The sequence below is a fragment of the Denitromonas ohlonensis genome (assembly GCF_007625205.1).
GTDB lineage: Bacteria > Pseudomonadota > Gammaproteobacteria > Burkholderiales > Rhodocyclaceae > Nitrogeniibacter > Nitrogeniibacter ohlonensis.
The window spans coordinates 315985-340480 of sequence record NZ_VMNI01000002.1 but is presented as its reverse complement, the minus strand read 5'-3'; the positions used below and the strand labels follow the sequence as shown (position 1 = coordinate 340480).

23 protein-coding genes are annotated in these 24496 nt (G+C 63.7%); 11 read left to right on the top strand and 12 right to left on the bottom strand.

Annotation, left to right across the window (positions count from 1 at the left end; genetic code table 11):
* Positions 1 to 92 precede the first annotated feature (92 nt).
* A complete protein-coding gene (locus FHP89_RS02280) occupies positions 93 to 893 on the top strand; it encodes an enoyl-CoA hydratase (protein ID WP_144177155.1) in 801 nt (266 codons plus the stop codon).
* A gap of 19 nt (positions 894 to 912) precedes the next feature.
* A complete protein-coding gene (locus FHP89_RS02275; RefSeq protein WP_144177282.1) occupies positions 913 to 1689 on the top strand; it encodes a TatD family hydrolase in 777 nt (258 codons plus the stop codon).
* A gap of 10 nt (positions 1690 to 1699) precedes the next feature.
* On the opposite strand, the gene FHP89_RS02270 is transcribed toward FHP89_RS02275, so the two are convergent.
* Positions 1700 to 2293, bottom strand: a complete 594-nt coding sequence (locus tag FHP89_RS02270; protein ID WP_144177153.1) for a TetR/AcrR family transcriptional regulator — start codon at positions 2291 to 2293, stop codon at positions 1700 to 1702.
* A gap of 172 nt (positions 2294 to 2465) precedes the next feature.
* On the opposite strand from FHP89_RS02270, the gene FHP89_RS02265 reads away from it, so the two are divergent.
* Genes FHP89_RS02265 through FHP89_RS02250 form a run of 4 tightly spaced genes read left to right on the top strand, consistent with a single transcriptional unit; the run spans position 2466 to position 6692 of the window.
* The gene (locus tag FHP89_RS02265; RefSeq protein WP_144177146.1) at positions 2466 to 3215 is read left to right on the top strand and encodes an electron transfer flavoprotein subunit beta/FixA family protein; all 750 of its coding nucleotides are present in this window, start codon (positions 2466 to 2468) and stop codon (positions 3213 to 3215) included.
* Positions 3216 to 3217: 2 nt separating this feature from the next.
* The gene (locus FHP89_RS02260) at positions 3218 to 4153 is read left to right on the top strand and encodes an electron transfer flavoprotein subunit alpha/FixB family protein (protein WP_144177138.1); all 936 of its coding nucleotides are present in this window, start codon (positions 3218 to 3220) and stop codon (positions 4151 to 4153) included.
* Positions 4154 to 4171: 18 nt separating this feature from the next.
* Positions 4172 to 4837 (top strand): energy-coupling factor ABC transporter permease, encoded by a 666-nt coding sequence (locus FHP89_RS02255; protein ID WP_144177129.1) that lies wholly within the window; start codon positions 4172 to 4174, stop codon positions 4835 to 4837.
* Between the two features lie 58 nt (positions 4838 to 4895).
* Entirely contained in the window at positions 4896 to 6692 is a 1797-nt protein-coding gene (locus FHP89_RS02250) for an acyl-CoA dehydrogenase (protein WP_144177120.1), read from the top strand.
* A gap of 167 nt (positions 6693 to 6859) precedes the next feature.
* On the opposite strand, the gene FHP89_RS02245 is transcribed toward FHP89_RS02250, so the two are convergent.
* The gene (locus tag FHP89_RS02245) at positions 6860 to 7876 is read right to left on the bottom strand and encodes a Fe(3+) ABC transporter substrate-binding protein (protein WP_144177111.1); all 1017 of its coding nucleotides are present in this window, start codon (positions 7874 to 7876) and stop codon (positions 6860 to 6862) included.
* Between the two features lie 124 nt (positions 7877 to 8000).
* On the opposite strand from FHP89_RS02245, the gene FHP89_RS02240 reads away from it, so the two are divergent.
* Entirely contained in the window at positions 8001 to 8321 is a 321-nt protein-coding gene (locus tag FHP89_RS02240; RefSeq protein ID WP_144177109.1) for a DUF2325 domain-containing protein, read from the top strand.
* Between the two features lie 11 nt (positions 8322 to 8332).
* Here FHP89_RS02240 and FHP89_RS02235 read toward each other — a convergent pair whose 3' ends face one another.
* On the bottom strand, positions 8333 to 9007 hold the full coding sequence (locus tag FHP89_RS02235) for a C40 family peptidase (protein ID WP_260851442.1): 675 nt from the start codon (positions 9005 to 9007) through the stop codon (positions 8333 to 8335).
* On the opposite strand from FHP89_RS02235, the gene FHP89_RS02230 reads away from it, so the two are divergent.
* Positions 8970 to 9539, top strand: coding sequence for a DUF2726 domain-containing protein (locus FHP89_RS02230; protein ID WP_144177107.1), 570 nt, complete (start codon positions 8970 to 8972; stop codon positions 9537 to 9539). The two genes, FHP89_RS02235 and FHP89_RS02230, sit on opposite strands and share 38 nt — an antisense overlap.
* A gap of 6 nt (positions 9540 to 9545) precedes the next feature.
* Here FHP89_RS02230 and FHP89_RS02225 read toward each other — a convergent pair whose 3' ends face one another.
* The 9 genes from FHP89_RS02225 to folE form a co-directional block, all read right to left on the bottom strand.
* Positions 9546 to 10190, bottom strand: a complete 645-nt coding sequence (locus FHP89_RS02225) for a 3'-5' exonuclease (RefSeq protein WP_144177104.1) — start codon at positions 10188 to 10190, stop codon at positions 9546 to 9548.
* Positions 10191 to 10286: 96 nt separating this feature from the next.
* Positions 10287 to 12179 (bottom strand): DUF294 nucleotidyltransferase-like domain-containing protein, encoded by a 1893-nt coding sequence (locus tag FHP89_RS02220; protein WP_144177102.1) that lies wholly within the window; start codon positions 12177 to 12179, stop codon positions 10287 to 10289.
* Positions 12180 to 12306: 127 nt separating this feature from the next.
* Positions 12307 to 15393, bottom strand: a complete 3087-nt coding sequence (locus FHP89_RS02215) for a CBS domain-containing protein (protein ID WP_144177100.1) — start codon at positions 15391 to 15393, stop codon at positions 12307 to 12309.
* Positions 15394 to 15494: 101 nt separating this feature from the next.
* Entirely contained in the window at positions 15495 to 16997 is a 1503-nt protein-coding gene (locus tag FHP89_RS02210; RefSeq protein ID WP_144177098.1) for an NAD(P)H-hydrate dehydratase, read from the bottom strand.
* 67 nt (positions 16998 to 17064) lie between these two features.
* Complete coding sequence (locus FHP89_RS02205; RefSeq protein WP_144177096.1) at positions 17065 to 17877, bottom strand: DUF429 domain-containing protein; 813 nt, start codon at positions 17875 to 17877, stop codon at positions 17065 to 17067.
* Complete coding sequence (locus FHP89_RS02200; protein ID WP_222105297.1) at positions 17874 to 18626, bottom strand: NYN domain-containing protein; 753 nt, start codon at positions 18624 to 18626, stop codon at positions 17874 to 17876. The genes FHP89_RS02205 and FHP89_RS02200 overlap by 4 nt, the downstream gene beginning before the upstream one ends.
* Positions 18626 to 19531, bottom strand: a complete 906-nt coding sequence (locus FHP89_RS02195) for a histone deacetylase family protein (RefSeq protein ID WP_144177093.1) — start codon at positions 19529 to 19531, stop codon at positions 18626 to 18628. Before FHP89_RS02195 ends, FHP89_RS02200 begins: the two co-directional genes overlap by 1 nt.
* Positions 19532 to 19542: 11 nt before the next feature.
* Positions 19543 to 20763 (bottom strand): DUF1615 domain-containing protein, encoded by a 1221-nt coding sequence (locus FHP89_RS02190; RefSeq protein WP_222105296.1) that lies wholly within the window; start codon positions 20761 to 20763, stop codon positions 19543 to 19545.
* Between the two features lie 5 nt (positions 20764 to 20768).
* Positions 20769 to 21401, bottom strand: a complete 633-nt coding sequence (gene folE / locus FHP89_RS02185; RefSeq protein WP_144177091.1) for a GTP cyclohydrolase I FolE — start codon at positions 21399 to 21401, stop codon at positions 20769 to 20771.
* A gap of 186 nt (positions 21402 to 21587) precedes the next feature.
* Here folE and FHP89_RS02180 point away from each other — a divergent pair, with 186 nt between their 5' ends.
* The 3 genes from FHP89_RS02180 (at position 21588) to FHP89_RS02170 (ending at position 24482) form a co-directional block, all read left to right on the top strand.
* Positions 21588 to 21854 (top strand): DUF4212 domain-containing protein, encoded by a 267-nt coding sequence (locus FHP89_RS02180; RefSeq protein ID WP_144177089.1) that lies wholly within the window; start codon positions 21588 to 21590, stop codon positions 21852 to 21854.
* Positions 21855 to 21866: 12 nt separating this feature from the next.
* Positions 21867 to 23645, top strand: coding sequence for a sodium:solute symporter family protein (locus FHP89_RS02175; RefSeq protein ID WP_144177087.1), 1779 nt, complete (start codon positions 21867 to 21869; stop codon positions 23643 to 23645).
* A gap of 150 nt (positions 23646 to 23795) precedes the next feature.
* On the top strand, positions 23796 to 24482 hold the full coding sequence (locus FHP89_RS02170) for a response regulator transcription factor (protein ID WP_144177085.1): 687 nt from the start codon (positions 23796 to 23798) through the stop codon (positions 24480 to 24482).
* Positions 24483 to 24496: the final 14 nt, after the last annotated feature.

The following is a 24496-nucleotide window of genomic DNA, read 5'->3' as shown; positions in this document are numbered from 1 at the left end:
CTAACATGAATCGATAACGCCGCTCACAGCCGTGAGCGGTCGAGCCAATGCCCGGGCGTCCGTAGAGACTGCCCGGCACGGAGGAGAGAATCATGAGTGCAGTGCTGAATCAGGACGATAGCCCGATGGTCTTGCGCGAGGACCGCGATGGCGTCGCTCACCTGACCCTGAATCGCCCGGCGCAGTTCAATGCCTTGTCCGAGGCGATGCTCAACGCGTTGATCGCCGAGTTGGACGCGATTGCCGCCGATCCGGCGGTGCGTGTGGTGGTGCTGGCCGGCGAGGGCAAGGCCTTTTGCGCCGGTCACGACCTCAAGGAAATGCGTGGCAATCACACGCTTGAATTCCAGCAAGCCCTGTTTCGTCTGTGCGGCAAGCTGATGTGCAAGATCATCGCCATTCCCCAGCCGGTCATCGCGCGGGTGCACAGCATCGCCACCGCGGCGGGCTGCCAGCTGGTATCGATGTGCGATCTGGCCGTGGCCGCCGAAGGCGCGCGCTTTGCCGTGTCGGGGATCAACGTCGGGCTGTTCTGCTCGACGCCGAGCGTGGGCCTGTCGCGCAACATGGGGCGTAAGGCCGCGTTTGAGATGCTGGTCACCGGCGAGTTCATCGATGCCGCCGAAGCACAGCGTCGCGGCCTGATCAACCGGGTGGTGCCGCTCGAGCAGCTTGATGAAGAAGTCGCCAAGCTGGCCGCGTCAATCTGCACCAAATCGTCGGCCGCCATCAGCATGGGCAAGCAGTTGTTCTATCAGCAACTCGAAATGGGCATCGACGCCGCGTATCAGACCGCGGCCGAAACCATGGCCTGCAACATGATGACCGAGGATGCGGGCGAGGGCATCGACGCCTTCATCGCCAAGCGCAAGCCGGTCTGGAAGGGTCGCTGAGCGACAGGATGCGGGTGTGATGCTGATCGATACCCACATTCATCTCGACGCGGATGAATTTTCGCCAGACCGCCAATCGGTGATCGACGCGGCGCGCGCGGCGGGGGTTGGGGCCTTCGTGGTCCCGGCCGTCACCGCGGCAGGCTTTGATGCGCTCGACACCTTCGCTGATGTCACACCGAACGTGGCGCGCGCCTACGGGCTGCATCCCCTTTACATCGACCGCGCAAGGCAGGAAGACCTTGAGTTGCTCACGCAGCGGCTGGCGCGGCCGGATGCGGTGGCGGTGGGCGAGATCGGTCTGGATGGGTATATTCCGGCGCCGGATCTTGCCACGCAGTTGCCGTGGTTCGAGGCGCAGCTGGCGCTGGCCAAACGATTTGATCTGCCGGTGATCCTGCATGTGCGCCACGCCGTTGAGCCGATTATCCGATCCTTGAAAAAGATCGGAGTCAGCGGCGGGATTGCCCATGCCTTCAATGGTAGCCGCCAGCAGGCCGACACCTTGCTGGCGATGGGCTTCAAACTGGGGTTTGGCGGGACGCTGACCTATCCGGGATCGCGCCGGATTCGTGCGCTGGCGGCGAGCTTGCCGCTCACCGCGATGGTGCTCGAAACCGATGCGCCGGACATGTCGCCCGAATGGGCGCGGGGGCAGCGAAACGCGCCGGTCAACTTGGTGCGAATTGCCGAAACGCTGGCGGCGTTGCGAGGTGAGCCGCTGGCGGAGGTGATCGCGGCAACCGAGGCGAATGCGCGGTGCGCATTGCCACGGCTGGACACGTTGATCGCGTGAAGCCGGTGCGTTAGCTGCTGGTGGCGTTGGATGAGCTCGCGATCAGGCCGGCAATATCGTTCTTGAGGTCGTTCACGTTGTCGGCGTATCGGTCGCAGAACATCAGCGAGACGCCGAACACATAGGCGTAGAGCAACATGCTGCGGCTGGACGCTTCGGCCATTGGTACACCGCAGGCCAGAAAGAGTTCGCGGGCGCACTTGAGGCGCCAGGTATCCACCTCTTCAACAATCGCTGCGGCGGCTTCGTCACGACGTGCCCAGTCGCGCACGGCCAGCTCGATCATCATGCCCTTGCGGCTGCGGCTGGCGCTGTAGACCTCGATCACGTGGTGCAATTGCGACAACTCTTTGCCGGTGTTGGCGCGTGTTTGCTTCACGATGTCGCGGATACGGCCTTCTTTCCAGACCTCCAGCACCGATAGCAGCAGATCGCTGCGATCCTTGAAGTGCCAGTAGAAACTGCCCTTGGTCACCTTCAAGTGCTTGGCCAGCAACTCCACGCGCAAGCCGGCGACGCCTTCTTTTGCCAGCAGTTCGGTGGCGGCGAGCACCCAGGCCGAACGGTCGAGTTGGGCGCGGGGTTTGGTCTTCGAATTTTCCATACGGCGTAGTATTGACAAAATCACCCTCCATACGCTACCGTACGGCCCATACTTTTCCGTATGGAAATTTGTCATCCGGGGGCATCGAGCGAAACATCGTGGGCGATGCCATAATGATTGTTGGCTTTGTAGCAGTATTGCCTTTCTGAAGATTGGATTAAGGAGGACAGCCTTGAAAATTCTGGTTCCCGTCAAACGGGTCGTTGATTACAACGTAAAAGTACGCGTGAAGGCCGACAACAGCGGTGTCGATATTGCCAACGTCAAGATGAGCATGAACCCCTTCGACGAAATCGCCGTCGAAGAGGCTGTGCGTCTGAAAGAAGCGGGTGTGGCGACGGAAGTGATCGCCGTGTCTTGCGGTGTGGCCCAGTGTCAGGAAACCCTGCGCACCGCCATGGCCATCGGTGCCGACCGCGGCATTCTGGTGCAGACCGACGAAGAGCTCCAGCCGCTGGCCGTGGCCAAGCTGCTCAAGACTCTGGTCGAGAAGGAAGGCCCCCAACTGGTCATCCTCGGCAAGCAGGCGATCGATGACGACGCCAACCAGACCGGTCAGATGCTGGCCGCGCTGCTGAACCTGCCGCAAGCGACCTTCGCCTCCAAAGTGGCAATTGCCGACGGCAAGGCCACGGTGACCCGCGAGATCGACGGCGGTCTCGAGACGCTGTCGATGAGCCTGCCGGCCATCGTGACCACCGACCTGCGCCTGAACGAGCCGCGTTACGCCACGCTGCCGAACATCATGAAGGCCAAGAAGAAGCCGCTGGAAACTGTCACCCCCGCCGATCTGGGCGTGGATGTGGCGCCGCGCCTGAAGACGCTCAAGGTTGAAGAGCCGCCCAAGCGCAGCGCCGGTGTCAAAGTCGCCGATGTGGCCGAACTGGTCGCCAAACTCAAGAACGAAGCGAAGGTGATCTGAACATGAGCATTCTCGTCATTGCAGAACACGACAACGCCAGCATCAAGGCTGGCACCCTCAACACGCTCGCCGCGGCCCAGGCCATCGGTGGCGACATCGACCTGCTCGTGGTTGGCAGCGGATGCGGTGCTGCCGCTGAAGCCGGCGCCAAGATTGCCGGTGTGAGCAAAGTGCGCGTGGCCGATGCCGCCCACTATGCCGACGGTGGCGCCGAGAACGTGGCCGCCCTCGTGGTGGCCAACGCCGGCGGTTACACCCATATCCTCGCCGCGGCCTCCACCTTCGGCAAGAACGTGATGCCGCGCGTGGCTGCCCAACTGGATGTGGCGCAGATCTCCGAGATCGTCACCGTGGTGTCGGCTGACACCTTCCGTCGTCCGATCTATGCCGGCAACGCGATTGCCACCGTGCAAAGCGCGGATCCGGTCAAGGTCATCACCGTGCGTACCACCGGTTTCGATCCGGTCGCCGAGACCGGCGGCAGCGGCAGTGTTGAAGCGCTCGATGCCGGGGCTGATACCGGCCTGACCAAGCTGGTCAATCGTGAGCTGACCAAATCCGAGCGTCCTGAATTGGGCGCAGCGGGGATCATCGTGTCCGGCGGTCGCGGTCTAGGCAATGGCGAGAACTATCACAGCCTGCTCGAGCCGCTGGCTGACAAGCTCAACGCAGCTCTCGGCGCCAGCCGCGCCGCAGTCGATGCGGGCTATGTGCCCAACGACTATCAGGTCGGTCAGACCGGCAAGATCGTCGCGCCGCAGCTGTATGTGGCCATCGGCATCTCGGGCGCCATCCAGCACCTGGCCGGCATGAAGGATTCGAAAGTCATCGTCGCCATCAACAAGGATGAAGAAGCCCCGATCTTCCAGGTGGCCGATTACGGCCTGGTGGCCGATCTGTTCGACGCTGTCCCGGCGCTGACTGCGGCACTGGGTTAAGCGCAAGGCGTTGCGGCGGTGAACTTCACCGCTGGGTTGTTTGCCGAAGGCTGGCTTTGGGGGGCGTACGCGCTCGCCAGTGCGGTGCTGGTCTGGATTATCCGGACCGGCCCGTGGGCCAGCCTGCGTCGTCCCGAGCGCATCAATGTATGGCTCGGGACGTCGGTTGCGCTGATGCTGGTGTGGCGAATGAAGGCGGGGGTGCTTCCCGGTCTGGATCTGCACCTGCTCGGCGCAATGGTGGCGACCTTGTTGTTTGGCCCGCAGTTGGCCATGGCGGTGCTCGGCATCGTGCTGGCGGCGGTCATGCTGGCCACCGGGGGCGACTGGCCGAGTCTGGGGCTGAACTGGCTGCTGATGGTGGTGTGGCCGGTGTTGGTCGCCGAAGGCGTGCGTCGTCTGGTGGCGTGGCGTCTGCCGCGGCACTTTTTTGTGTATGTGTTTGTGGTCGCGTTTTTCGGCAGTGCGGCCACGGTGATGGCGCAGGGGTTATTGGCGTCGGTGGTGCTGAGCATCGCCGGTGTGTATTCCCTGGAATTTCTGGCGTCGGACTATCTGCCGTATTTCCTGCTGCTGGGCTTCTCCGAGGCCTGGTTGTCAGGCGCAGTGATTACCGTGATGGTCATCTATCGACCCGATTGGGTCGCTACTTTCGATGACCGTCTTTACTTGAAGAACAAATAGGCACGGCTGCGGCGATCGTCGCAACCACAATCAAACACTGGACAGGAGTGCATGGACAATGAGCGAGTACGTTGCCCCGATTCGGGATATGCAGTTCGTGATGAAGGAACTGGCAGGCCTTGAGCAAGTGGGTCAGTTGCCGAGCTTTGGCGATGCCACCGACGACCTGGTCGACGCGGTGCTCGAAGAGGCCGGCAAGTTCGCCACCGGCGTGTTGTCGCCGCTGAACCGCACCGGCGACCAGATCGGTGCCAAGTGGGCCGATGGCCAGGTCACGACGGCGCCGGGCTGGCAGGGCGCCTACCGCCAGTTCGCCGAGTCCGGCTGGACGGCGCTGGCCTGCGATCCGGAGTATGGCGGTCAGGGTCTGCCCAAGCTGGTCAACACCGCGGTGATGGAGATGTGGAAGTCGGCCAACATGGCCTTTTCGCTTTGTCCGATGCTGACCAACGGTGCGATCGAAGCCTTGATGCTGCGCGGCACCGATGAGCAAAAAGCGGTGTACCTGACCCGCATGGTGAGCGGCGAGTGGACCGGCACCATGAACCTCACCGAGCCGCAAGCCGGTTCCGATCTGGCGGCGGTTCGCACCCGCGCCGAGCCGCAGGCCGATGGTAGCTACAAGGTCTTCGGTCAGAAGATTTTCATCACCTACGGTGAGCACGACCTGACCGACAATATCGTTCACCTGGTGCTGGCGCGTCTGCCGGATGCACCGGAAGGCGTGAAGGGCATTTCGCTGTTCCTGGTGCCGAAGTTCATGGTCGATGCCGAGGGTACGATCGGCGCGCGCAATGATGTGCATTGCGTGTCGATCGAGCACAAGCTGGGCATCCATGCCAGCCCGACCTGCGTGCTGGCCTTTGGCGACAAGGGCGGCGCAACGGGCTACCTGATCGGCGAAGCGAACCGCGGCCTCGAGTACATGTTCATCATGATGAACGAGGCGCGTTTTGCGGTCGGCATGGAAGGTCTGGCGCTGGCTGAGCGTGCTTATCAGCAGGCGCTGGGCTACGCCCGTGACCGCGTGCAGGGGACCGAACCCGGCGTGCGTGGCGGCGGTAAGGTGGCAATCATCCGTCACCCGGATGTGCGTCGCATGCTGATGTCGATGAAGTCCCAGACCGAGGCGATGCGTGCGCTGGCCTATGTGGTGGGTGCAGCCACCGACATGGCCCACGATCACCCGGATGAGGCGGTGCGTGCGCAGAATCAGGCCTTTGTCGATTTGTTGATTCCCATCGTCAAAGGCTGGTGCACCGAGAACTCGATCGACATCGCCTCGACCGGCGTTCAGATTCACGGCGGCATGGGCTTTATCGAAGAAACCGGGGCGGCACAGCATTTCCGTGATGCCCGTATCACCACCATCTACGAAGGCACGACCGCCATTCAGGGCAACGACCTGATCGGCCGCAAAATCTCGCGCGATGGCGGCCTGGCCATGAAGGCCGTGATCGAGCAGATGCGCGGCGTTGTGGTGCAGTTGAACGAGCAGAGCGCCCCGGAATACAAGGCGATCCGCACGGCGCTGTCGGCAGGCATTACCGCGCTGGAAGAGGCGACTGATTATGTGTTGGCCACTTACGGCAACGACATCAAGGCGGCTTCGGTGGGCGCTGTGCCCATGCTCAAGCTGTTCGGTATTGTGGCCGGTGGCTGGCAGATGGCGCGCGCGGCAATGATCTCGCAGACGCGCTTGAACGAAGGCGCGGGTGATGCGTCGTTCTACCAGGCCAAGATCGTGACGGCGCGTTTCTACGCCGACCACATCTTGTCGCAGGCACCGGGGCTGGCCTACTCGGTCGTCAATGGTGCGGCCGGTGCGCTGGCACTTGAAGACGACATGTTCTGATCACCGAACATCGCCTGACACCCCCATGCGCGAAAGCCCATGGGGGTTTTTCTTTTTGGGCGCCGGCGTGCTGCCGGCGGTGAGGGTTTGGGCGCTCGAGGGCTAAAGCGGCGGCGTGTCGGCGAAAAAAAAGCGACCCGAAGGCCGCTTTGCTGGCGCGTATCGACTCAGCGATAGCCGGCGCGATCGTAGGCTTTTTGCGCCTCGGCAACCGAGTTGGCGAGTTTGCCGACCGGCAGGGCATCCGCTTTGAAGGTGCCCAGCTTCTCAAGTGCGGCATTGCTCACCTTGACGGACTGCACCACCGGCCATTCGTTGTTGCCATCGGCGAAGTAGCGTTGTGCTTCGTCCGACGCCAGGTACTCGAGGAAGGCCACGGCAGCGGCCTTGTTCGGTGCGTGCTTGAGCATGCCCCCGCCAGACACGTTGATGTGCGTGCCGACGTTGGTCTGGTTCGGCCAGATGACGCCGACGGCGTCCATGACTTGCTGGTCTTCCGGCTTGGTCGAGTTGATCAGGCGCGCCACGTAGTAGCTGTTGGCAATCGCCACGCCGCATTCGCCCGCCGCGACGGCGCGGATCTGGTCGGTGTCGCCGCCCTTGGGCTGGCGTGCAAAGTTGGCGACGATGCCTTTGGCCCAGGCTTCGGTCTTTTCGATGCCGTGGTGCTCAATCATGGATGCGCCCAGCGACAGGTTGTAGGGATGGCTGCCCGAGCGCGTGCACACCTTGGCTTTCAGTGCCGGGTTGGCGAGGTCTTCGTAGTTCTGGACCAGCTCAGGCTTGATGCCAGCCTTGTTGTACACAATGACGCGGGCGCGGGTGGAGAAGGCGAACCAGGTGTCGGTGCGCAGGTTTGCCGGGATGCGGCTGGTGAGCGATTCGGATTTGACCGGGGCGAACACCCCCAGCTCGTCGGCCTTGGCGAGGCGGGAGGCGTCGACCGTGATGAGCACGTCGGCCGGGCTGTTCTCCCCTTCGCTGCGAATCCGCTCCAGCAAGGCGTCTTCCTTGCCCTCGATACGGTTGACCTTGATGCCGGTGGCCTTGGTGAAGTTGGCGTATAGCGCTTCGTCAGTTTGATAGTGGCGCGCGGTATAGAGGTTGAGCACTTTGTCGTCGGCGTGTGCCGAGGAGACGGAGAACAGTGCGCACAAGGCAGCAGCGGCAACAGTACGATTCATGATTGGTCGGACCTTTGGTTCAAGAAAATTTGAGTGTCCAAAGTGTAACGAGAACAAATTACGAATGCAAACGATTCTCATTCGGTGTAATCTGGATGCGAATCGTTCTCAATAGGAATTTGTCATGAATGCAATGCTGATCGGCGCCGACCGTCTCGGTAACATCCCCGGGGTTCTGGATGAGTTCGGAATCCGGATCGCGGCCCACGTGACTGGCCGGGACCGATCTCATCAAAGACGCGCGGCGGATCTTCCGGTGGGCGTGGACCTGGTGATCCTGTTTACGGATTTCCTTGGCCACAATGTCATGCAGCGCTTCCGGGAAGCGGCCGGTAAGGCGGGCGTGGAATTCGTGTGTTGTCGGCGTTCGGTGTGCGCGCTCAAGCAGGCGCTCGACAAGCGCGCTGGCAGCCGTTGTCGGGACTGCCCGAATCGAGGCGCTTGAGCGGGGGCTGCTTACTGCAGGGCGGTGGCGATGGTCGGGCTTGTCGTGTGGCTGACGACGCGCCGGCCACCGTTGAATCGCTTGTTCCAGTAGCGAGTGTTCAGGCTTTCGATGCGCACCTTGCCGCCGCTGGAGGGCGCATGGAGGAAGCGATCGCTACCCAGGTAGATGCCCACGTGAGAATACGCACGGCGACGCGTATTGAAGAACACCAGGTCGCCCGCTTTGAGCTGCGCGCGTTTGAGACTGTCGCCGATCTTGGCCAATTCGCTGGTCGTGCGGGGCAGATCAAGGCCCAGCGCCCGCTGGAAGACTTGCTGTACCAGGGCGCTGCAGTCGATGCCGGTGTCGCGGGAATTGCCGCCGAAGCGATACGGGGTATCAAGATACGCCAGACCCTGCACAATCAGTTCGCTGATCGGCGCGCCTGCGCTCACGGGCGTACTGTTGGGCTCCGGCAAGGCCGCGCTTGCGTTTTCCGTGCTGTACACCGTGCCAGGCAAAGTCAGGGCGAGCAGAAGTGCAGCAACAGGAAGTGCGTGTCGAATACCCATCCGCGCGAATATACTTTCTTGGCGCGCTTCAGTAAAGCGCTGATTTTTGGCACTGTTTTTATTTTTAGCGCTGACGATAAGGAGAGCGAACGGGATGGCGTGGATTTTTTTCTTTGTGTCGGTCCTGGCCATCGTTTGGCTAGGCGTGTTGGTGCGCCGTCGTCGGCGCGAGCATCGAGAGTCTGAGCAAGCCCGAGAGATGGCCTTTTTGTTGGCCCACGGCGAACTGCCAGGTGGGCGTGCGGTGAGGGGCGATGCCGCGACGCCCCGGGCCATGGACGGCGAGCGCTCTCATGATGTTGCGCCGCTTGTCGAGACGGTTGCGGTGCCGGAAAGCGCAAGGCCCGCGTATCTGGATGCCGTGCGGGCAACGGCGTATCAGCGTCTTAAGGCGGCGCTGCCCGCGTATGAGATTTTTCCACGCGCGTCATTGCGCCGGGCGGCTGGACTGGAGGCGATTGAAAAGGATGCGTTGCTCGATTTTGTGGTCTGTACCCGTGCGCTGATTCCCGTGGCAGCGGTGGATCTTGCGCGGGGTGAGCGTTCGTCGCCGGGCGATGCATTCAAGCGCGAAACGCTGGAAGCGGCGGGCGTGCGCTATGCGCGCTGGCCCCATGATGCGCTGCCGCCCAGTGCGTCGATTGCGCATTGGGTGGCAGATTGAGTGCGTTCAGAGCGGGCGCTTCAGGCGCTGACGGGCATGCTCGAGTTCGATGAGCGCTTGGGGCGTGCTGTGGCCCAGCAGGCGCCCTCGGGCCTGCGTTGCGAGAAATAGCTGCGCAATGGCGTAGCCGTCGCCCAGCGCATGGTGCCGCTGGAAGGTCTCGATTCGCAAGGCGTTCATCCACTCGGTCAGTTTGCTTGCGCTCTGGCCACGCTCGGCAAACAGGGCCGGCAGCAGCCAGTAAAGGTCGATGCAGTGCAGTTCGGGCTCAACATCCAGTACGCGTTCTATGGCGTTGAGGATCACGCGTTTATTGAAGCCCGCGTTGAAAACCACGATCGGTGAGCTGCCGATGAATTCGAGCAAGCCGGTCAGCGCGTCTGCGGGATCGGGTTCGAGACTTTGATAGAACGCGAGTTTCGGGTCGATCAGTCCGCCTTCGATGGCGATGGCCGCGACCGACAGAAGCCGATCCTTGCTCAGGTCCAGGCCGCTGGCCTCCGTGTTGACAATGACATAGCGCGTCTCGGTGTGTTGTGCGGTGAGCGCCGTCTCGGGCAGTTTGCGCCAGGCATCGAGCCGTGCACGGATCTCGGGTGCCAGTTGTACGGGGGGGTGAGCGCCAGGGATAAGTCGAGAGAGCCAGGTCATCGGTGGTGGTTTGCCAAGCGTGAGTCGTAAAAAAGCGGAATCTGCATGCGCGACGCCAGAGAGGTGCTGCCGCCGCGCACGGGGGAAAGCGTGGTCTTAGAGCTGGTAATCCAGTTTAAGCCGAAGTTGCAGCTTTCGAGCCTGTCGGAAAGCTTCTTTGAGAATGCGCCGATCGAGCTCATTGAGCGTATCAGGGTCGATTTTATTGTCGCCGGGTGCGTCGTGCTCGGTGTCGAGGTGTTGCGAGCGCAGGCGCAGGAGCTGGATGAAGTGGAAGCCGTCGGTGATGGCGTCGAGTTCTTCTTCGGCCATGTTGGCGCGCTGACCCGACTGGCGCAGGCGACCGACCGTGCTGGATGCCTCGACGCCAGAGCGTAGCGACAGAATGCGGGCGACGTCGACGAACAGGCGTGCGCCCGATTTTTTCAGGTCGATCATGCCGTCGTCTTCGACCACAAAGTCGCGGAAGCGACCCAGAGGGGGGGCCACGGCCAGCGCATTTTGCGCCATCATGCGCAGGAAGGTGGAGTTGCCGCGTGCAGTTTCGAGCAACCAGCGACGCAGTTGGTCGCCAATCTTCTCGCTACCGAAGAGCACCCGGAAGTCGAAGAAAATCGACGCGTTGAGCAGGGCTTGCGGGTCGGGCTCACGAATCCAGGCACCGAAGCGCCGCTTCCACTCTTCGAGCGTCAGGCACAGCTCGGGGTTGCTGGCCATGATGTTGCCTTTGCACAGCGGGAAGCCGCAGGCGGCCAGCGCATCGTTGGCGTCTTTGGCGAAGGCCAGCAGTTTTTGTTTGATCGCGTCGCGTTCGCCTTCGGGGGCGGAGAAGATGATGCCGTTGTCCTGGTCGGTCGACAGCGTCTGCTCGTGACGCCCTTCGGAGCCAAAGGCCAGCCAGCAAAACTGCACGCCGAACAACTCGTGACGCCCCAGCTCGAGGGTAATGATGCGGCGGGTGAGGGCGTCGTTGAGGGCGGAGATGAAGCGCGTGAGCTGTTCAGAACCGATGCCCTGCGCGATGAGGTTGAGCGCCAGTTGCCGGATGTCGCGGCTCGCGTGCTGCAGCGATTCGATGTCGTCGGCGCCTTCGATGCTGGCGCGAATCTGGCGCAGGCCGATGCGTTGCAACGAGAACAGATCGCGCTCGGACACCACGCCGCGCAGTTTGTCATCGGAGTCGACCACCAGCAGATGCCGGCGGGCATGGGTGGCCATTTCGAGCGCGGCGTCGTAGGCCGTTGCCGTCATTTGCAAGACTTGCGGCGCCGGGGTCATGACATCCGAAATCGGTCGATTCAGGTCGAAAGCGGGGAGCACGATGCGGGACAGCAGATCGCTCTGGGTGAGAATGCCCACCGGGCGGGCGTCGGCATCGGCGACCACCATGCAGCCGATGCGCATTTCGTTCATTTTCTCGAGTGCGCTGCGGGTGCTGGTGTCGGGCGTGACAAAGATCGGGTCGCGTTTGATCAGATGGCCGAGCGGGGTCGTCATGGTCTGCTGTTCGGCCGCGCGTTGCGAGAAGGTGCTCTGCAACTGCTGGCGTGACTGACTGAGCAGGCTGGCGATGTATTGGGTGCAGAAGACGTGGAAGACCGGGCTGATGCGCATCAGCGCCATGAAGTCGTCGGCGGGGAGCTGGAAGCAGAAGCTGTCTTCGAGCGCCATGTAGGTGTTGGTGGAGGGGCGGCCGGCGGAGATCGCGCCGATCGGGAAGCACTCGCCCGGCCCGAGCGTCATGGAGGCGTATTCGGTGAGGGCGACGTCACCGCTCTGGCTGGCTTGCACCTTGCCGCGCTGGATGATGTAGAAGTGGCGCGGCTGACCCATTTCGGCGGACAGAATGGTCGCGCCCTTGCTGAAGAAGCCGAGGAGTACGCGCTCGGACAGATAGTCCAGCGCCTCCGGCTCCATTTGGTCGAAGGGTGAAAAGCGCTTAAGAAAATCGGCACTGGCGCCCACGAGCGTTTCTGTTGCTGTTGTCATTCGGCCTCCCCTTTCTGCTTATTCAGAAATTATAGGGTGCTCCGATGGCGCAAAACTGATCTGACGCAAGAAAACAGCGTCTATTGCGGGAGATTGATGCTGAGTTGCCGGGCTCGCGGCGCGGGGGTTATTCGCCGAGGCAAAAGCGAAAGGTCGCGCCCGGCTTCTCACCGGATTGCGCTTCAATTCGTCCGCCGTGGCGGGTGACGATGCGCTGCACGGTGGCCAGGCCAACGCCGGTGCCGTCGAAGTCGCGCGGCGAGTGCAGGCGCTGAAAAGGTTTGAACAGCTTGTCGGCGTAGGCCATGTCGAAGCCCGCGCCGTTGTCTTCGACGACAAACCAGTGTTGCCCGTCGCGTTGTTCCGAAAACACTTTGATGTGTGCCGCATCGACGCGCCGGCTGAACTTCCAGGCGTTGCTGAGCAGATTGTCGAGGACCGACTGCATCAGGATGGGGTCGGCATTGGCGCGCAGATCGCGGGCAATATCCCAGGTAACGGCACGCTCCGGGTCGCGTTCAGACAGGTCGGTGACAACTCGGCGGGCCATCTGGCTGATGTCCACGGGCTGACGTTCGACCGGTTTGCGTGACAGTCGGGCGAGGTCGAGCATGTCGTCGATGAGGCCGCCCATCCGGTCGACAGCGGATTGAATGCGTTCCAGATATTCGCGATTCACCTCGTTGAGCTGACCCGCCATGTTCTGCCCGAGCAGGCGGCCGAATCCGTCGATCGCCCGCAGTGGGGCGCGCAGATCGTGCGAGAGCGAATAGCTGAAGGATTCGAGCTCATCAAGTGCGTTCTTCAGCTCGCCGGTACGGGCATCGACATGGTCTTCCATGGTGGCTTTGAGGCGATCGAGCTGTTCGGCGGTCTTTCGGCTGGCGGTGATGTCGCGAATCATCAGCGTCATGCCGTTTTGCCCGCCATTGGCCAGCCGGTGGCGCGACACCCTGACATTGAACCAGTGGGTTTGCTCACCGACCTCGACTGCGTAGTCGAATTGCTGAATGCCAAGCCCGCTTCGGAGTTTTTCGTGCGCGGCATCGAAGTGTGCGAGTGCCTCGGAGGGGAGGAGCGTGCTGACGTCCAGGCCGGTGAGTTCGGGGCTGGGGAATTGAAAACGCTGTGGGGCAGGTTTGGGGTAATGATCCTGAATCTGCCCCTCGCAGTTGGTGATCAGCATCAGATCGTCCATGCCCGAGAGTGCACCGTGCAGGCGCTCATCGCTTTCGCGGCGCGAGCTTTCGGCGCGCATGCGCTCGGTGATGTCACGGCCTATCACCATCAGGGCTTTTGGCTGCTGATACGCGTCCAGAATCGGGGTCTTGATCATGTCCAGCGAGCGCAGGCCGGGCGCGTCGGTGTGAGGGATCTCTTCGATGTAGCGGATGGACTCGCGGCGAGACCAGGCCAGCTTGTCGGTGTTGTTGCAGCGGGACAGGATGTCCTGCATGGGGCCGCCGGCGTGGGCGGCGAGTTGTGAATTGGTTTTTCCTTTCCAGTCGGTCTGGTTCAGCCCGTACATGTGCAGACCGGCGGAGTTGGCCATTTGCCAGCGGCCCGCCGCGTCTTTGACGGCGATGAAATCCGGGGACGTGGCAAGCAGGGTGTCGAGGCGCTGTTCGGACTCGTGCAGTGCCTGCTCGATGGCGTCCTGAACCGTGAGGTCGATGATGAAGCCGCCCAGATAGTGCTTGCCCAGGAAGTGCATTTTGTTGAAGAACAACTCGACCGGGATCTTCTGGCCGTCGGCGCGTATGAGCTGGCACTGAACACGTAAGGCGTCGCTGTCGTCCGGCGGGGGGCGCAGGGTGTCGGCAGGGTCGAAGAGCTGATCCAGGCTGAGCGCTGTGTCGGCGCCCTCGCAACCGGCCAGTCGTTTGAATGCGGCATTGCTCAGCGAGATCGTGCCTTCGGTGTCGGCCCACATCATCGGGAGCGCCATGGTGCCAAAGGCGTGTCGGCTGAAACCCAGCAGCTCTCCGGCCTCCTTGGCGACGGATTCGTCGATCAGGATCAGCAGGTGCGACAGCGCGTCGCTCTGGGCATGGGTCGCAAACGGCTGGGCCTGCACCATGAGTTGGCGCTCGCCAAGCGGGATCGACACCGGCGCGGCGGGCGGCGTGGTGTGAATAAGCGCGGTAATGGCGGCCCGAGCTTCGTCGGTTGCATGCTGGAGAACGTCATCGAGCCGGCCGGCAGGCTGTGCCGGTGCGAGTTGGAGCAATGCGCGTGCGGCGGCGTTGACGAAATCAACCTGGCCGTCGGCCTCGACAAGACACAATCCGAGCGCCTGGCTGTGCGACAGGAGTTGGTCGAGCACGTTGTTGTGAGCGTGAACTTGCCGGTGGGCTTCGAGTTCGTCGGCCTGGCGGTGGATGACCCGGCGCAGCACGTCAACGTAGCGATGCTCCAGGCAGCGCACGATGTCGTGTTCGGAGACGACGCCGCACAACGCATCGCCCCGCGTGATGATGACGTGTCGGATGCCGTGTGAGGACATCAGGCGGGCGGCTTCGAACACCGGGCGATCCGCGGTCAGTTGAATGACCGGCGATGTCATCACCTCAGCGACTTGCACGGTATGCAATGCGTCGCGCTTGACCAGCAAACGGGTGATGTCGCGTGTGGTCAGGATGCCCAGCGGCATGTCGGCGCCGGATGCCACGACGACGCAACCGATGTGTTCCTTGCGCATCAGGTCGGCGCAATCGCGCACCGACATGCCGGGTGTCACCGTGGTCAACCGAGGGGTCATGACCTGATCGATGGCGTCGAGGTGTGCAAAGTGCTCAATGCCCATCCGGCCGAGGATGGCACTTTCGGAGAGCAGGCCGATCATCTCGCCATCGGTGCCCCGGACAATGGCGTGGCGCATGCCGTGGCGGAGCATGCGCTCGTACACATCGACATAGTTCTCATCCGCCTTTGCCCACAGCACCGGGTGCTGGCAGACGTCTGCCAGCCGTTGTGCGGTCGGCTGATTCCGGGATGTCAGCTCCAGCCCCAGCGCCAAGGCGGAGCGCTCGGTCAGAATGCCGATGATTTCGCCGTGGCGTTCGGCCAGCACGGCGTGGGATGCGCTACTGGCCAGATTGGCCAGCGCGGCAGGCAGCGGCGTATCGGCGGCCAGGGCAGTGATCGGCAGGGCGAGTTCGGCCGCCGACGAGGTCGCAAAAGGCGAATGGCCGATACGGCGGGATGCGGGCATATGAGGATCGCTACAGGTGTGGTGTGACCCACTTGTTACCAAATGTAGCTGATCCCCGGTTTAAAAAGAAGTCATATGGCAATTGAATGAAGCTCGCGCGGCTAGTAGTGCTGATGCTGCGCTACCCATTGATTCATCAGCATTCTCACCGCGTCGGGGAGCTCTGATGCGCCCATGCCGATGGGGCCGATACCTTTGGCGAGCAACAGGTCGGCGGCGGCGCCATGCAGATGAACGGCGCCGAGTATGGCGGCCTCGATGGGCCAGCGTTGGGCCAGCAAGGCGGCGAGCAGGCCGGTGAGCACATCGCCCATGCCAGCGGCAGACATGCCCGGATTGCCGCTGCGGTTGATCAGCCAGCGGCCGTCCGGGTGGGCGATCAGGCTGCCGTTGCCTTTGAGGACCACGTGCGCGTCAAATCGCTGAGCCAGCTTCAGTGCGGCATCGAGCCGGTTGGCCTGGACTTCGTCTGGCAGGGTCTTGAGCAGTCGCGCGGCTTCGGCCGGGTGAGGCGTCAGTACCACCGGCGCATGACGGCGCGTGAGGGCGCCAGCCAGCGTATCGTCCGTGGCCAGCAGGTTCAGCGCGTCGGCATCGAGCACCAGCGTGTGTTTGCCGGCGACGGCCCGGTGCAGCAGTGCGGAGGCCGCTTCGTCGCGGCCCAGTCCGGGGCCAATGGCGATGGCCTGGCCTTCGCTCAGGGCATCTTCGGCGGGGCGAAGCATCAGCTCGGGCTGGACTAGATCGACGACTGGCGCGCGCGGATCGAGCAGGCCGACAAACACGCGGCCGGCACCGGCACGCAGCGCCGCGCGGCCCGACAGCAAGGGGGCGCCGCACATGCCGGGGGCGCCGCCAATGATCACGGCGTCGCCAAACAGGCCCTTGTGCGAGTTCAGCCGCCGCGGCGCGAACTGGTCGCCAAACAAGGCGGGCCGAACTTCCCAGCCGGGCGCGGGCAGATAACTGTTGGCGTCAAGATCCAGCCGCTTGACCACCAGTTCGCCGCAGTGGTCCGGCCCATCCAGGGTGAGCAGACCGGGCTTGAGCGCGATGAAGGTGACCGTATGGGTGGCCTTGAAGGCTACGCCCAGCACGCGACCGGTATCGGCGCACAGGCCGCTGGGTACGTCGATCGACATGCGCGGGCAGGGCAGCGCGTTGAGCGCGCGAATCCAGTCGGCGTAGCGGCCATTGATGGGGCGTTGCAGGCCGATGCCGAACAAGGCGTCGACGACCAGCGCCCAGCCTTCGGGCGGCGCCGAGGGCAGGTCAGAGAGCGTTTCGCCGCCGGCATCTCGCCAGGCTTCCCAGGACTTTTTGGCGTCACCGGGCAGTTTCGCGGTGTCGCCCGAAAAGGCCACCACGACCTTGCGACCGGCCTGCAAAAAGTGGCGCGCCATGACGAAGCCGTCACCGCCGTTATTGCCGGGGCCGCAGGCGATCAGCAGTGCGCCGGGGCGGTCGATCATCAGGCGCACGGCTTCTTCGGCCGATGCGCGTCCGGCGCGTTCCATCAAGGGCGGCTTGGCGGAAGGCATCGCGGCCGTTTCGATGGTGCGGATGCCGGCAACGGTGTAGATCGGTTGGCTCGGTTGCAGCATGGCGTGTGTGCCCAGGACGTCAGAGAGGGCACATTCTACGCGTTTCAAACGGTGTGGCGTGCCGGCCTCAGGCGGTGGCGATCCAGCCTTCGAGCGGGTCGGCGTGTGCTGGCATGCCAAATCGGGGGGCGCCATGGCGGGCGCACCAGGCCGCTTGCGCCAGTGCGAGTACGGCATCGAGCCAGTCGCCGCGGGCATCGGCGACCAAGGACGCGCGTTGTTCAGGCGTCAGCGCCAGACGCAGTCCCGCCAGTGCGGTGCCGGCGATCAGTTCGGCGACGATGTGTTGCCGTGCCGCGAGCCGCTCGGGGCTTTGCTTGCGGCGGGTGTCACTCTTGTAGGAGGCCCGCGTGATGCGCCGGGCGAGCAGCCCGGGGTAGGCCTCGACCGCGATGCGCGCCGGGTCGCCGTCGTGCAGGCCGGGCAAGCGACAGCCCGCGGCAAGCAGGCGTGGCGCGCCCTCGAAAAACATCAGCCCGACGGGCGGATTGACCAGCTTCATCGGGCTGTGCGAGCCGGCGGCGGCGTCGGTGTGGCGGTGCGGGTAGCGGGCGCCCATGGGCCGGCGCTGGCGGTCGGCGTCGAGCGCGGCGCGAAAGTCGGCTTTGCTGAGCGTGGCGACATGGCGCACCTGCGTCGCCCAGTCGGCGTGCGGCCAGCCCAGCGCCGCGAGGCCGTCGCGCGGCAGACCAAAGGGGAAGTCGAAGGCGCCCAGCCAGGGGCCGGGTGTGTTGAGCAGGGCGTCGAAGGACGGCCAGTCGGGCAGGGCTGACAGGCGGTCGAGGTGAATTTCCTCACCCGCCAGTCGGCCGTGCGCCACCGTAATTGGTTTGGCCGCGCGTGGCGCCGAGGTGAAGTCGACGCCGATCAGCACGCTCACGTACCGGCGCTGCCTTTGCCCTTGTTGCGCTTGTCGCGCAGGTAGAGGTGGCTGCCGCGGCGTACGGACTCGAACAGGCCGGTGGCTTCGATCAGGTCGCCGAGTTTTTTGTAGCCGTAGTTGCGTGGGTCGAACGGCGTCTGGTTGCTGATGTGCGAGCCGATCGACGACAGGCTGGCCCAGTTGTCTTCCTCGTCGGCGCAGGCTTCGACCGCGTTGCGCAGCAAACTGGTGATGCGCGAATCGCCACGCAGCGCCTTGCTGCTGACGCGCTCCGGTTTGGCCGCTGCGGGGGCGGTGTCATCGGCGGATTCGACGATCAGGTTTTCAAGGTAGAGGAAGCGCGAGCAGGCATTGACGAAGGGCATCGGTGTTTTCTTCTCGCCAAAGCCATACACCTTGAGCCCGTTGGCGCGGATGCGCATGACCAGCGGGGTGAAGTCGGAATCGGACGAGGCGAGGCAGAAGCCGTCGAGCTGCTGGGTGTAGAGCAGGTCCATGGCGTCGATGATCATGGCCGAGTCGGTGGCGTTCTTGCCCTTGGTGTAGGCGAATTGCTGCACGGGCTGGATGGCGAACTCGTGCACCTTGTCGGCCCAGCCGTTGAGGCTGCTGCTCTTCCAGTTGCCATAGGCGCGGCGGATGTTGGTGACGCCGTATTTGGCCAGTTCGTCGAGCATCAGGTCGATCTTGCTGGCGGGGCAGTTGTCGGCGTCGATGAGTAGGGCGATTCGGGATTCTTCTTGCATCAGGTACTCCGGAACAGCCGGGCGGCTGTGAGTAATGTGGTGGCGTGGATGGCGACGGTGTCGTTGATGTCATGACCATAGCCGCCGGCCATGGCGATGGCAACGGGAATGCGCTGGTCGCGACAGGTGCCGAGCACCAGCGCGTCGCGTTGGGCGAGGCCGTCGAAGCTGAGGGACAGGCGGCCGAGGCGGTCGCCTTCAAAGGGGTCGGCGCCGGCGAGGTAGATCACCAGTTCGGGCCGGAAGTGGGTGAACACCGTGTCGAGCGCCGGCGCCAGGGCAGCCAGGTAGTCGGCGTCGCCGGTGCCGTCGGGCAGGGCGATGTCGTGATCGGACACCGTCTTGCGGAAGGGAAAGTTCTTGTCGCCATGCAGGCTGAGCGTGAACACCTCGGGTGTGTTGGCGAGGATGGCCGCCGTGCCGTCGCCCTGGTGCACATCGCAGTCGATGATGGCGACGCGGGCCACACGGCCTTCGGCGCGCATCGCCAGCGCGGCTACGGCGGCGTCGTTGAATACGCAAAAGCCCGAGCCGAACTCGCGGTGGGCGTGGTGGGTGCCGCCGGCCATGTTGGCCGCGCAACCCGTCTCAAGCGCGCTGCGGCAGGCGGCCAGCGTGGCGCCAGCGGAGCGGCGCGAGCGCTCGACCATCTCGGGCGACCACGGGAAGCCGATGCGGCGCTGCTCGGCCTCGGTGAGTGTGCCGGTGACCACGCGCTGGAGATAGTCGGCGCTGTGGGCGCGGAGCAAGGCGGTGTCGTCGGCGGCGTCGGGCACGCAGAAATCGGTGGCCTCGAACTGGCCGCTGGCCGTCAGCTGTTCGCGCAGGCGGCTGTATTTTTCCATCGGGAAGCGGTGTCCCGGTGGCAGCGGTAGCACGAAATGGTCGGCGTAGAAAAGTTGCATCCGCGGCGCCATCAGCGCTCGCGCGCCAGGCAGCGGTCGTAACGCCATTCGACCCGTTTGGCAAACCAGGCGGTGGTGAGCTTGCGCTGGATTTTCGGGCTCTTGAGCAGGATGTCGGGCATCTGCTCGCGCGGCAATGCCCGCCCTGCCTTGCGCTCGGCCAGTTGCCACAGGCGGTCATAGAGTCGGGTGTGGCTGAAGTCCGCCGATTTTTCGCGCGTCAGATCGCTGCGGATCTGGCGGGCGCTGAGGTGCAGTTGGCCGGCGATCGCACGCAAGGCGGCCTCGGTGCTGCTGACCTCGTCGCTGGGCGATTTGCCTTGGTAGCGCAGCAGGTCGCCATCCGGCGCGAGCTTGCGGCCGGAGACGCGGGTGATCGCGCTCTGGAAGGCGGCGTTGCGGCTGCTGTATTGCCCGGCGTTGAAATCGGCGAAGCGGTAGCGCGGGTGCGGGTAGTCGGCGGGGTAGTCGAGCAGGTTGGCGATGCCGAAGTAGAGCCCGCCGCGGCGGGTGAACACTTCGTGCCGGACGCTGCCGGTGCGCGGGTAAGGGAAGGGGCGCTGGCGCAGGTGGTCTTCGGCGAAGGCGATGCTGACCTGCATCGGCCCGCCGGTGCGGATCGGGTTGAAGCCTGACAGCAGGGTCTTGCCCAGCGGCAGTTCGGAGAGCATGTCTTCGAACAGCATGTTCATCTGCTTTTCGGTGCGCAGCGCGGCGATGCGTTTGGCGTAGCTGCGGCCGTCGGGCGAGGATTTCTCGAGCGCCGCGCTGACGACGATTTTGGGGATGCCGTAGCGTTCGGCGCGGCTGTCGATCTCTTTGCGCACGATGCGCGGCAGGCCGGCTACCACCGGGTCGGCTTGCCAGGTGGACTCCTGTTCGATCACGCCCATGGCGGCGCACAGCGTTTCGGCGCTGCGGGGTACGCCGAGGTGGTCGAGCGCGGTGTCGATGTCGCGTGCCCAGCCCGGGCGATCGGGGATGCCGCCGGGGAGCAGATCGGCCGCGCTCAGGCGCGGACCTGCGGGTGGCGTGAGCGGCCACTGCGTGACTGGCGCCTCCTGCACCGGCGCTGTGGGCTGTGGCGGCTGGCTGGGGGCGGGCGTGACTTGCCCCGGCACCGCCGGCGGCAGCGAGGGTGAGGGGCGGGATTCGTAAGGCGTGGTTTGGCAGGCCGCGAGAAACATCGGGGCTGCGATGAGCGCAATGCGCCGCAACAGGGTGTCGGACATGGGGGTCAGCGAGGGCTGGGTCCAATCGCGCGCATGAATTCGTTGCGCGCCTGCAGATCATTTTCGAAGCTGCCGGCAAAGGCCTGGGTGATCACGCGCTCGTCGCCGCGGCGATCCTCGCCCAGCAGCAGGCACAGTTGCTCGGCTTCGATCAGGCAGGCGGCGCCGGCGGCCTGGCCGTGCTGGACGAGCACGTCGGCGATGTCGCGAGTCATCCATTCCTGATAGGTGAAGCGGTGGCCGATGGCGTCCACCATGCGCGCGATGCGACCGAAGCCATGCAGACGGCCGCCGGGGATGTAAGCGACGTGGGCGACGCCGCGAAACGGTACGAGGTGGTGCGGGCAGATGCCATGCACCGCGATGCCACGCACCACGACCATGTCGCGGCGGGGGTCTTCAAAGCCATCGCCGAGGGCGTCGGCGGGGTCGAGCTCGTAGCCGCCGAGCAGGCGCTTTTGCCACAATTCGCGCACGCGCTGGACGGTGCGTCCGGTGTGCGGGCCGTCTGTCGATACGCCGCAGGCGCGCAGCATGTCACCGACGGCTTTCTCGAAGGCGACCGGGTCGAAATCGCCTTCGCGGGCAATGCCGATGCCGCGGCGCGGGGCGGGAGCGTGGTGGCAATCGTCAGACATGATGGTTTTCCGATGGTGAGGTGTTCATGGTACCGAAAAGGGTTTCGACACGTCGCGCGGCGCGCTGATGGAAAATTCAGCAAATCGTAAGCTTCGAGCAAGCATCGCGTAAGTGCTCCGGACATAAAGTGCTGCCAGCGCGTGCACCGCATGTGCGCTCAAAACACTTCGTGAGGAGACAACACAATGACATCCCCTGATAAAAAATCAGGTGAGGCTTACTGGAAGGCGACGCTCAGTCTGCTGACCGTGATTCTCATCCTGTGGTTTGTCGTGTCGTTCGGTTTCGGCATCATTTTGCAGCCGGCGCTCGACAGCATTCACCTGGGCGGCTATCCGCTGGGCTTCTGGTTCGCTCAGCAAGGCTCGATTTACGTATTTTTGATCCTGATCTTCTGGTACGCGGCGCGCATGAACAAGATCGACCGCGAACACGACGTTCACGAAGACTAAGGGGCGCAAGACATGGATTTGAAAACACTAACCTTCGTCGTCGTCGGCCTGTCCTTCGCGCTGTATATCGGCGTGGCGATCTGGGCCCGTGCCGGCAGCACCAGCGACTTCTATGTGGCCGGTGGCGGTGTGCACCCGGTGGTCAACGGCATGGCAACGGCCGCTGACTGGATGTCCGCAGCGTCCTTTATCTCGATGGCCGGCCTGATCGCCTTCCTGGGCTACGGCGGCTCGGTTTACCTGATGGGCTGGACCGGCGGCTATGTGCTGCTCGCCGTGCTGCTCGCCCCCTACCTTCGCAAGTTTGGCAAGTTTACGGTGCCCCAGTTCATTGGTGACCGTTACTACTCGAACGGTGCGCGTCTGGTGGCGGTGATCTGCCTGATCTTCATCTCCTTCACCTACGTGGCCGGCCAGATGCGCGGCGTCGGTATCGTGTTCTCGCGCTTCCTCGAGGTCGATATCGTCACCGGTCTGCTCGTCGGTATGGGTCTGGTGTTCTTCTACGCCGTGCTCGGCGGCATGAAGGGCGTGACCTACACCCAGGTGGCGCAGTACTGCGTGCTGATCTTCGCCTACATGGTGCCGGCGATCTTCATTTCGCTGAACCTGACCGGCAACGTCTTCCCGCAGCTGGGTCTGGGTGGGGCGGTGGCCTCCGGTGAGCCGTTCCTGGCCAAGCTGGACATGGTGGTGCGTGACCTGGGCTTCCAGGAATACACCTCGGGCAACAAGTCGATGGTCGACGTGATCGCCATTACCTTCGCGCTGATGGCCGGTACCGCCGGTCTGCCCCACGTGATCGTGCGCTTCTTCACCGTGCCGAAAGTCAAGGACGCTCGCTCGTCCGCTGGCTGGGCGCTGGTGTTCATCTCCATCCTTTACACCACGGCTCCGGCAGTTGGCGCCATGGCGCGTTACAACCTGCATGCCACGATGACCCCGGGCGTTCTGACGGGTGAGGTCTTCGCAGAGGGCAACGGCCTGAACTATGAGCAGCGTCCGGATTGGATGAAGCGCTGGGAAGCGACCAAGCTGATCAAGTTCGAAGACAAGAACGGTGACGGCCGCATCCAGTACTACAACGACAAGTCCAAGGATGCTGAATTCAACGCCAAGGTGGAAGCCGCGGGTTGGAAAGGCAACGAGCTGACGGTTGACCGCGACATCATGGTGCTGGCCAACCCGGAAATCGCCAGGCTGCCCAACTGGGTGATCGCGCTGGTGGCCGCAGGTGGTATCGCTGCCGCACTGTCGACCGCTGCCGGTCTGCTGCTGGTGATCTCCTCCGCCATCTCGCATGACCTGATGAAGGGCATCCTGACACCGGATCTGTCGGAAAAATCGGAGCTGCTGGCCGGTCGTCTGGCGGCCGCGGTTGCGGTGGGTATCGCCGGCTATCTGGGTTACAACCCACCAGGGTTTGTGGCACAGGTGGTGGCCTTCGCCTTCGGTCTGGCCTGCGCCTCGCTGTTCCCGACCATCCTTCTGGGCATCTTCTCCAAGACGATGAACAAGGAAGGCGCCATTGCCGGTATGTTGAGCGGCCTGATCTTCACCTTCGGCTACATCCTCTACTTCAAGGGGATCTTCATCACGCCGATGGCAGAGAACATCCCGGCGAACTGGCTGTTCGGCATCTCGCCGGAAGGTATTGGTTCGATTGGTGCGCTGCTGAACATGGCGGTTGCCTTCACTGTGGCGAAGTTTACGGCCCCGTGCCCGGAGCATATCCAGCACTTGGTCGAAGACATCCGCACCCCGCGTGGTGCCGGTGGCGCGACGCACTAAGTGTCTTTGTGACGTTGTGTTGAAAGACTCCCGCTACGGCGGGAGTTTTTCTTTGCGAATCGCGTGTGCGGTGGCTTGCCAGCGGGCGTGGCCGGGCTACACTTTGCTAGGCGCGTGAGGTGCCAGGGTGTGAGGCGTAAAAGGACTGAAATGCGCGTACTGGTTGTCGAAGATGATGTCGAATTGGCCCATGGCATGGTGACTCACCTGCAGGCGCAGGGCGTGGCCGTTGAGGCGGTTGACGACGGCGAAGTGGCCCGCCGCCGCCTGGCGGCCGGCGGTATCGATATGGCACTGATCGACGTGGGGCTGCCGGGCTTGTCCGGCTATGAACTGGTGCGCGGTATCCGCGCCGACAAGCTGCCTGTGGCGGTGATTCTGGTGACGGCCCGCGATGCCTTGTCGGATCGGATCTACGGCCTCGATCTGGGGGCTGACGACTACCTGGCCAAGCCCTTCGAGCTGGGCGAGCTGTCAGCCAGAATGCGCGCGGTGGCACGCCGAATCGGCCATCTGGCGCGCAGCGAGCGAGTGTTTGGCCCGCTCAAGATGGACGCCGAAGATCACCTGGCGACACTCTCGGGCGAGCCGATGACGCTCACCGGGCGCGAGTGGGCTGTGCTGGCCGCCTTGGTGGAATCCGGTGGGCGAACCGTGCCCAAAGAGCGCCTGGTGGCCGACGGTTCGGCCAATGCGGTGGAGGTGTACATCTCCCGCTTGCGGCCGCGGCTTGAGGTCGCCGGCCTGGTGATCCGGAGCGTGCGCGGGTTTGGCTATCGCCTTGAGTTCCGGGGCGGCGCGCCGGCGCCGGACGCCGGTGGTTCTGCCAATGCCTGAGTCGAGGATGTTGC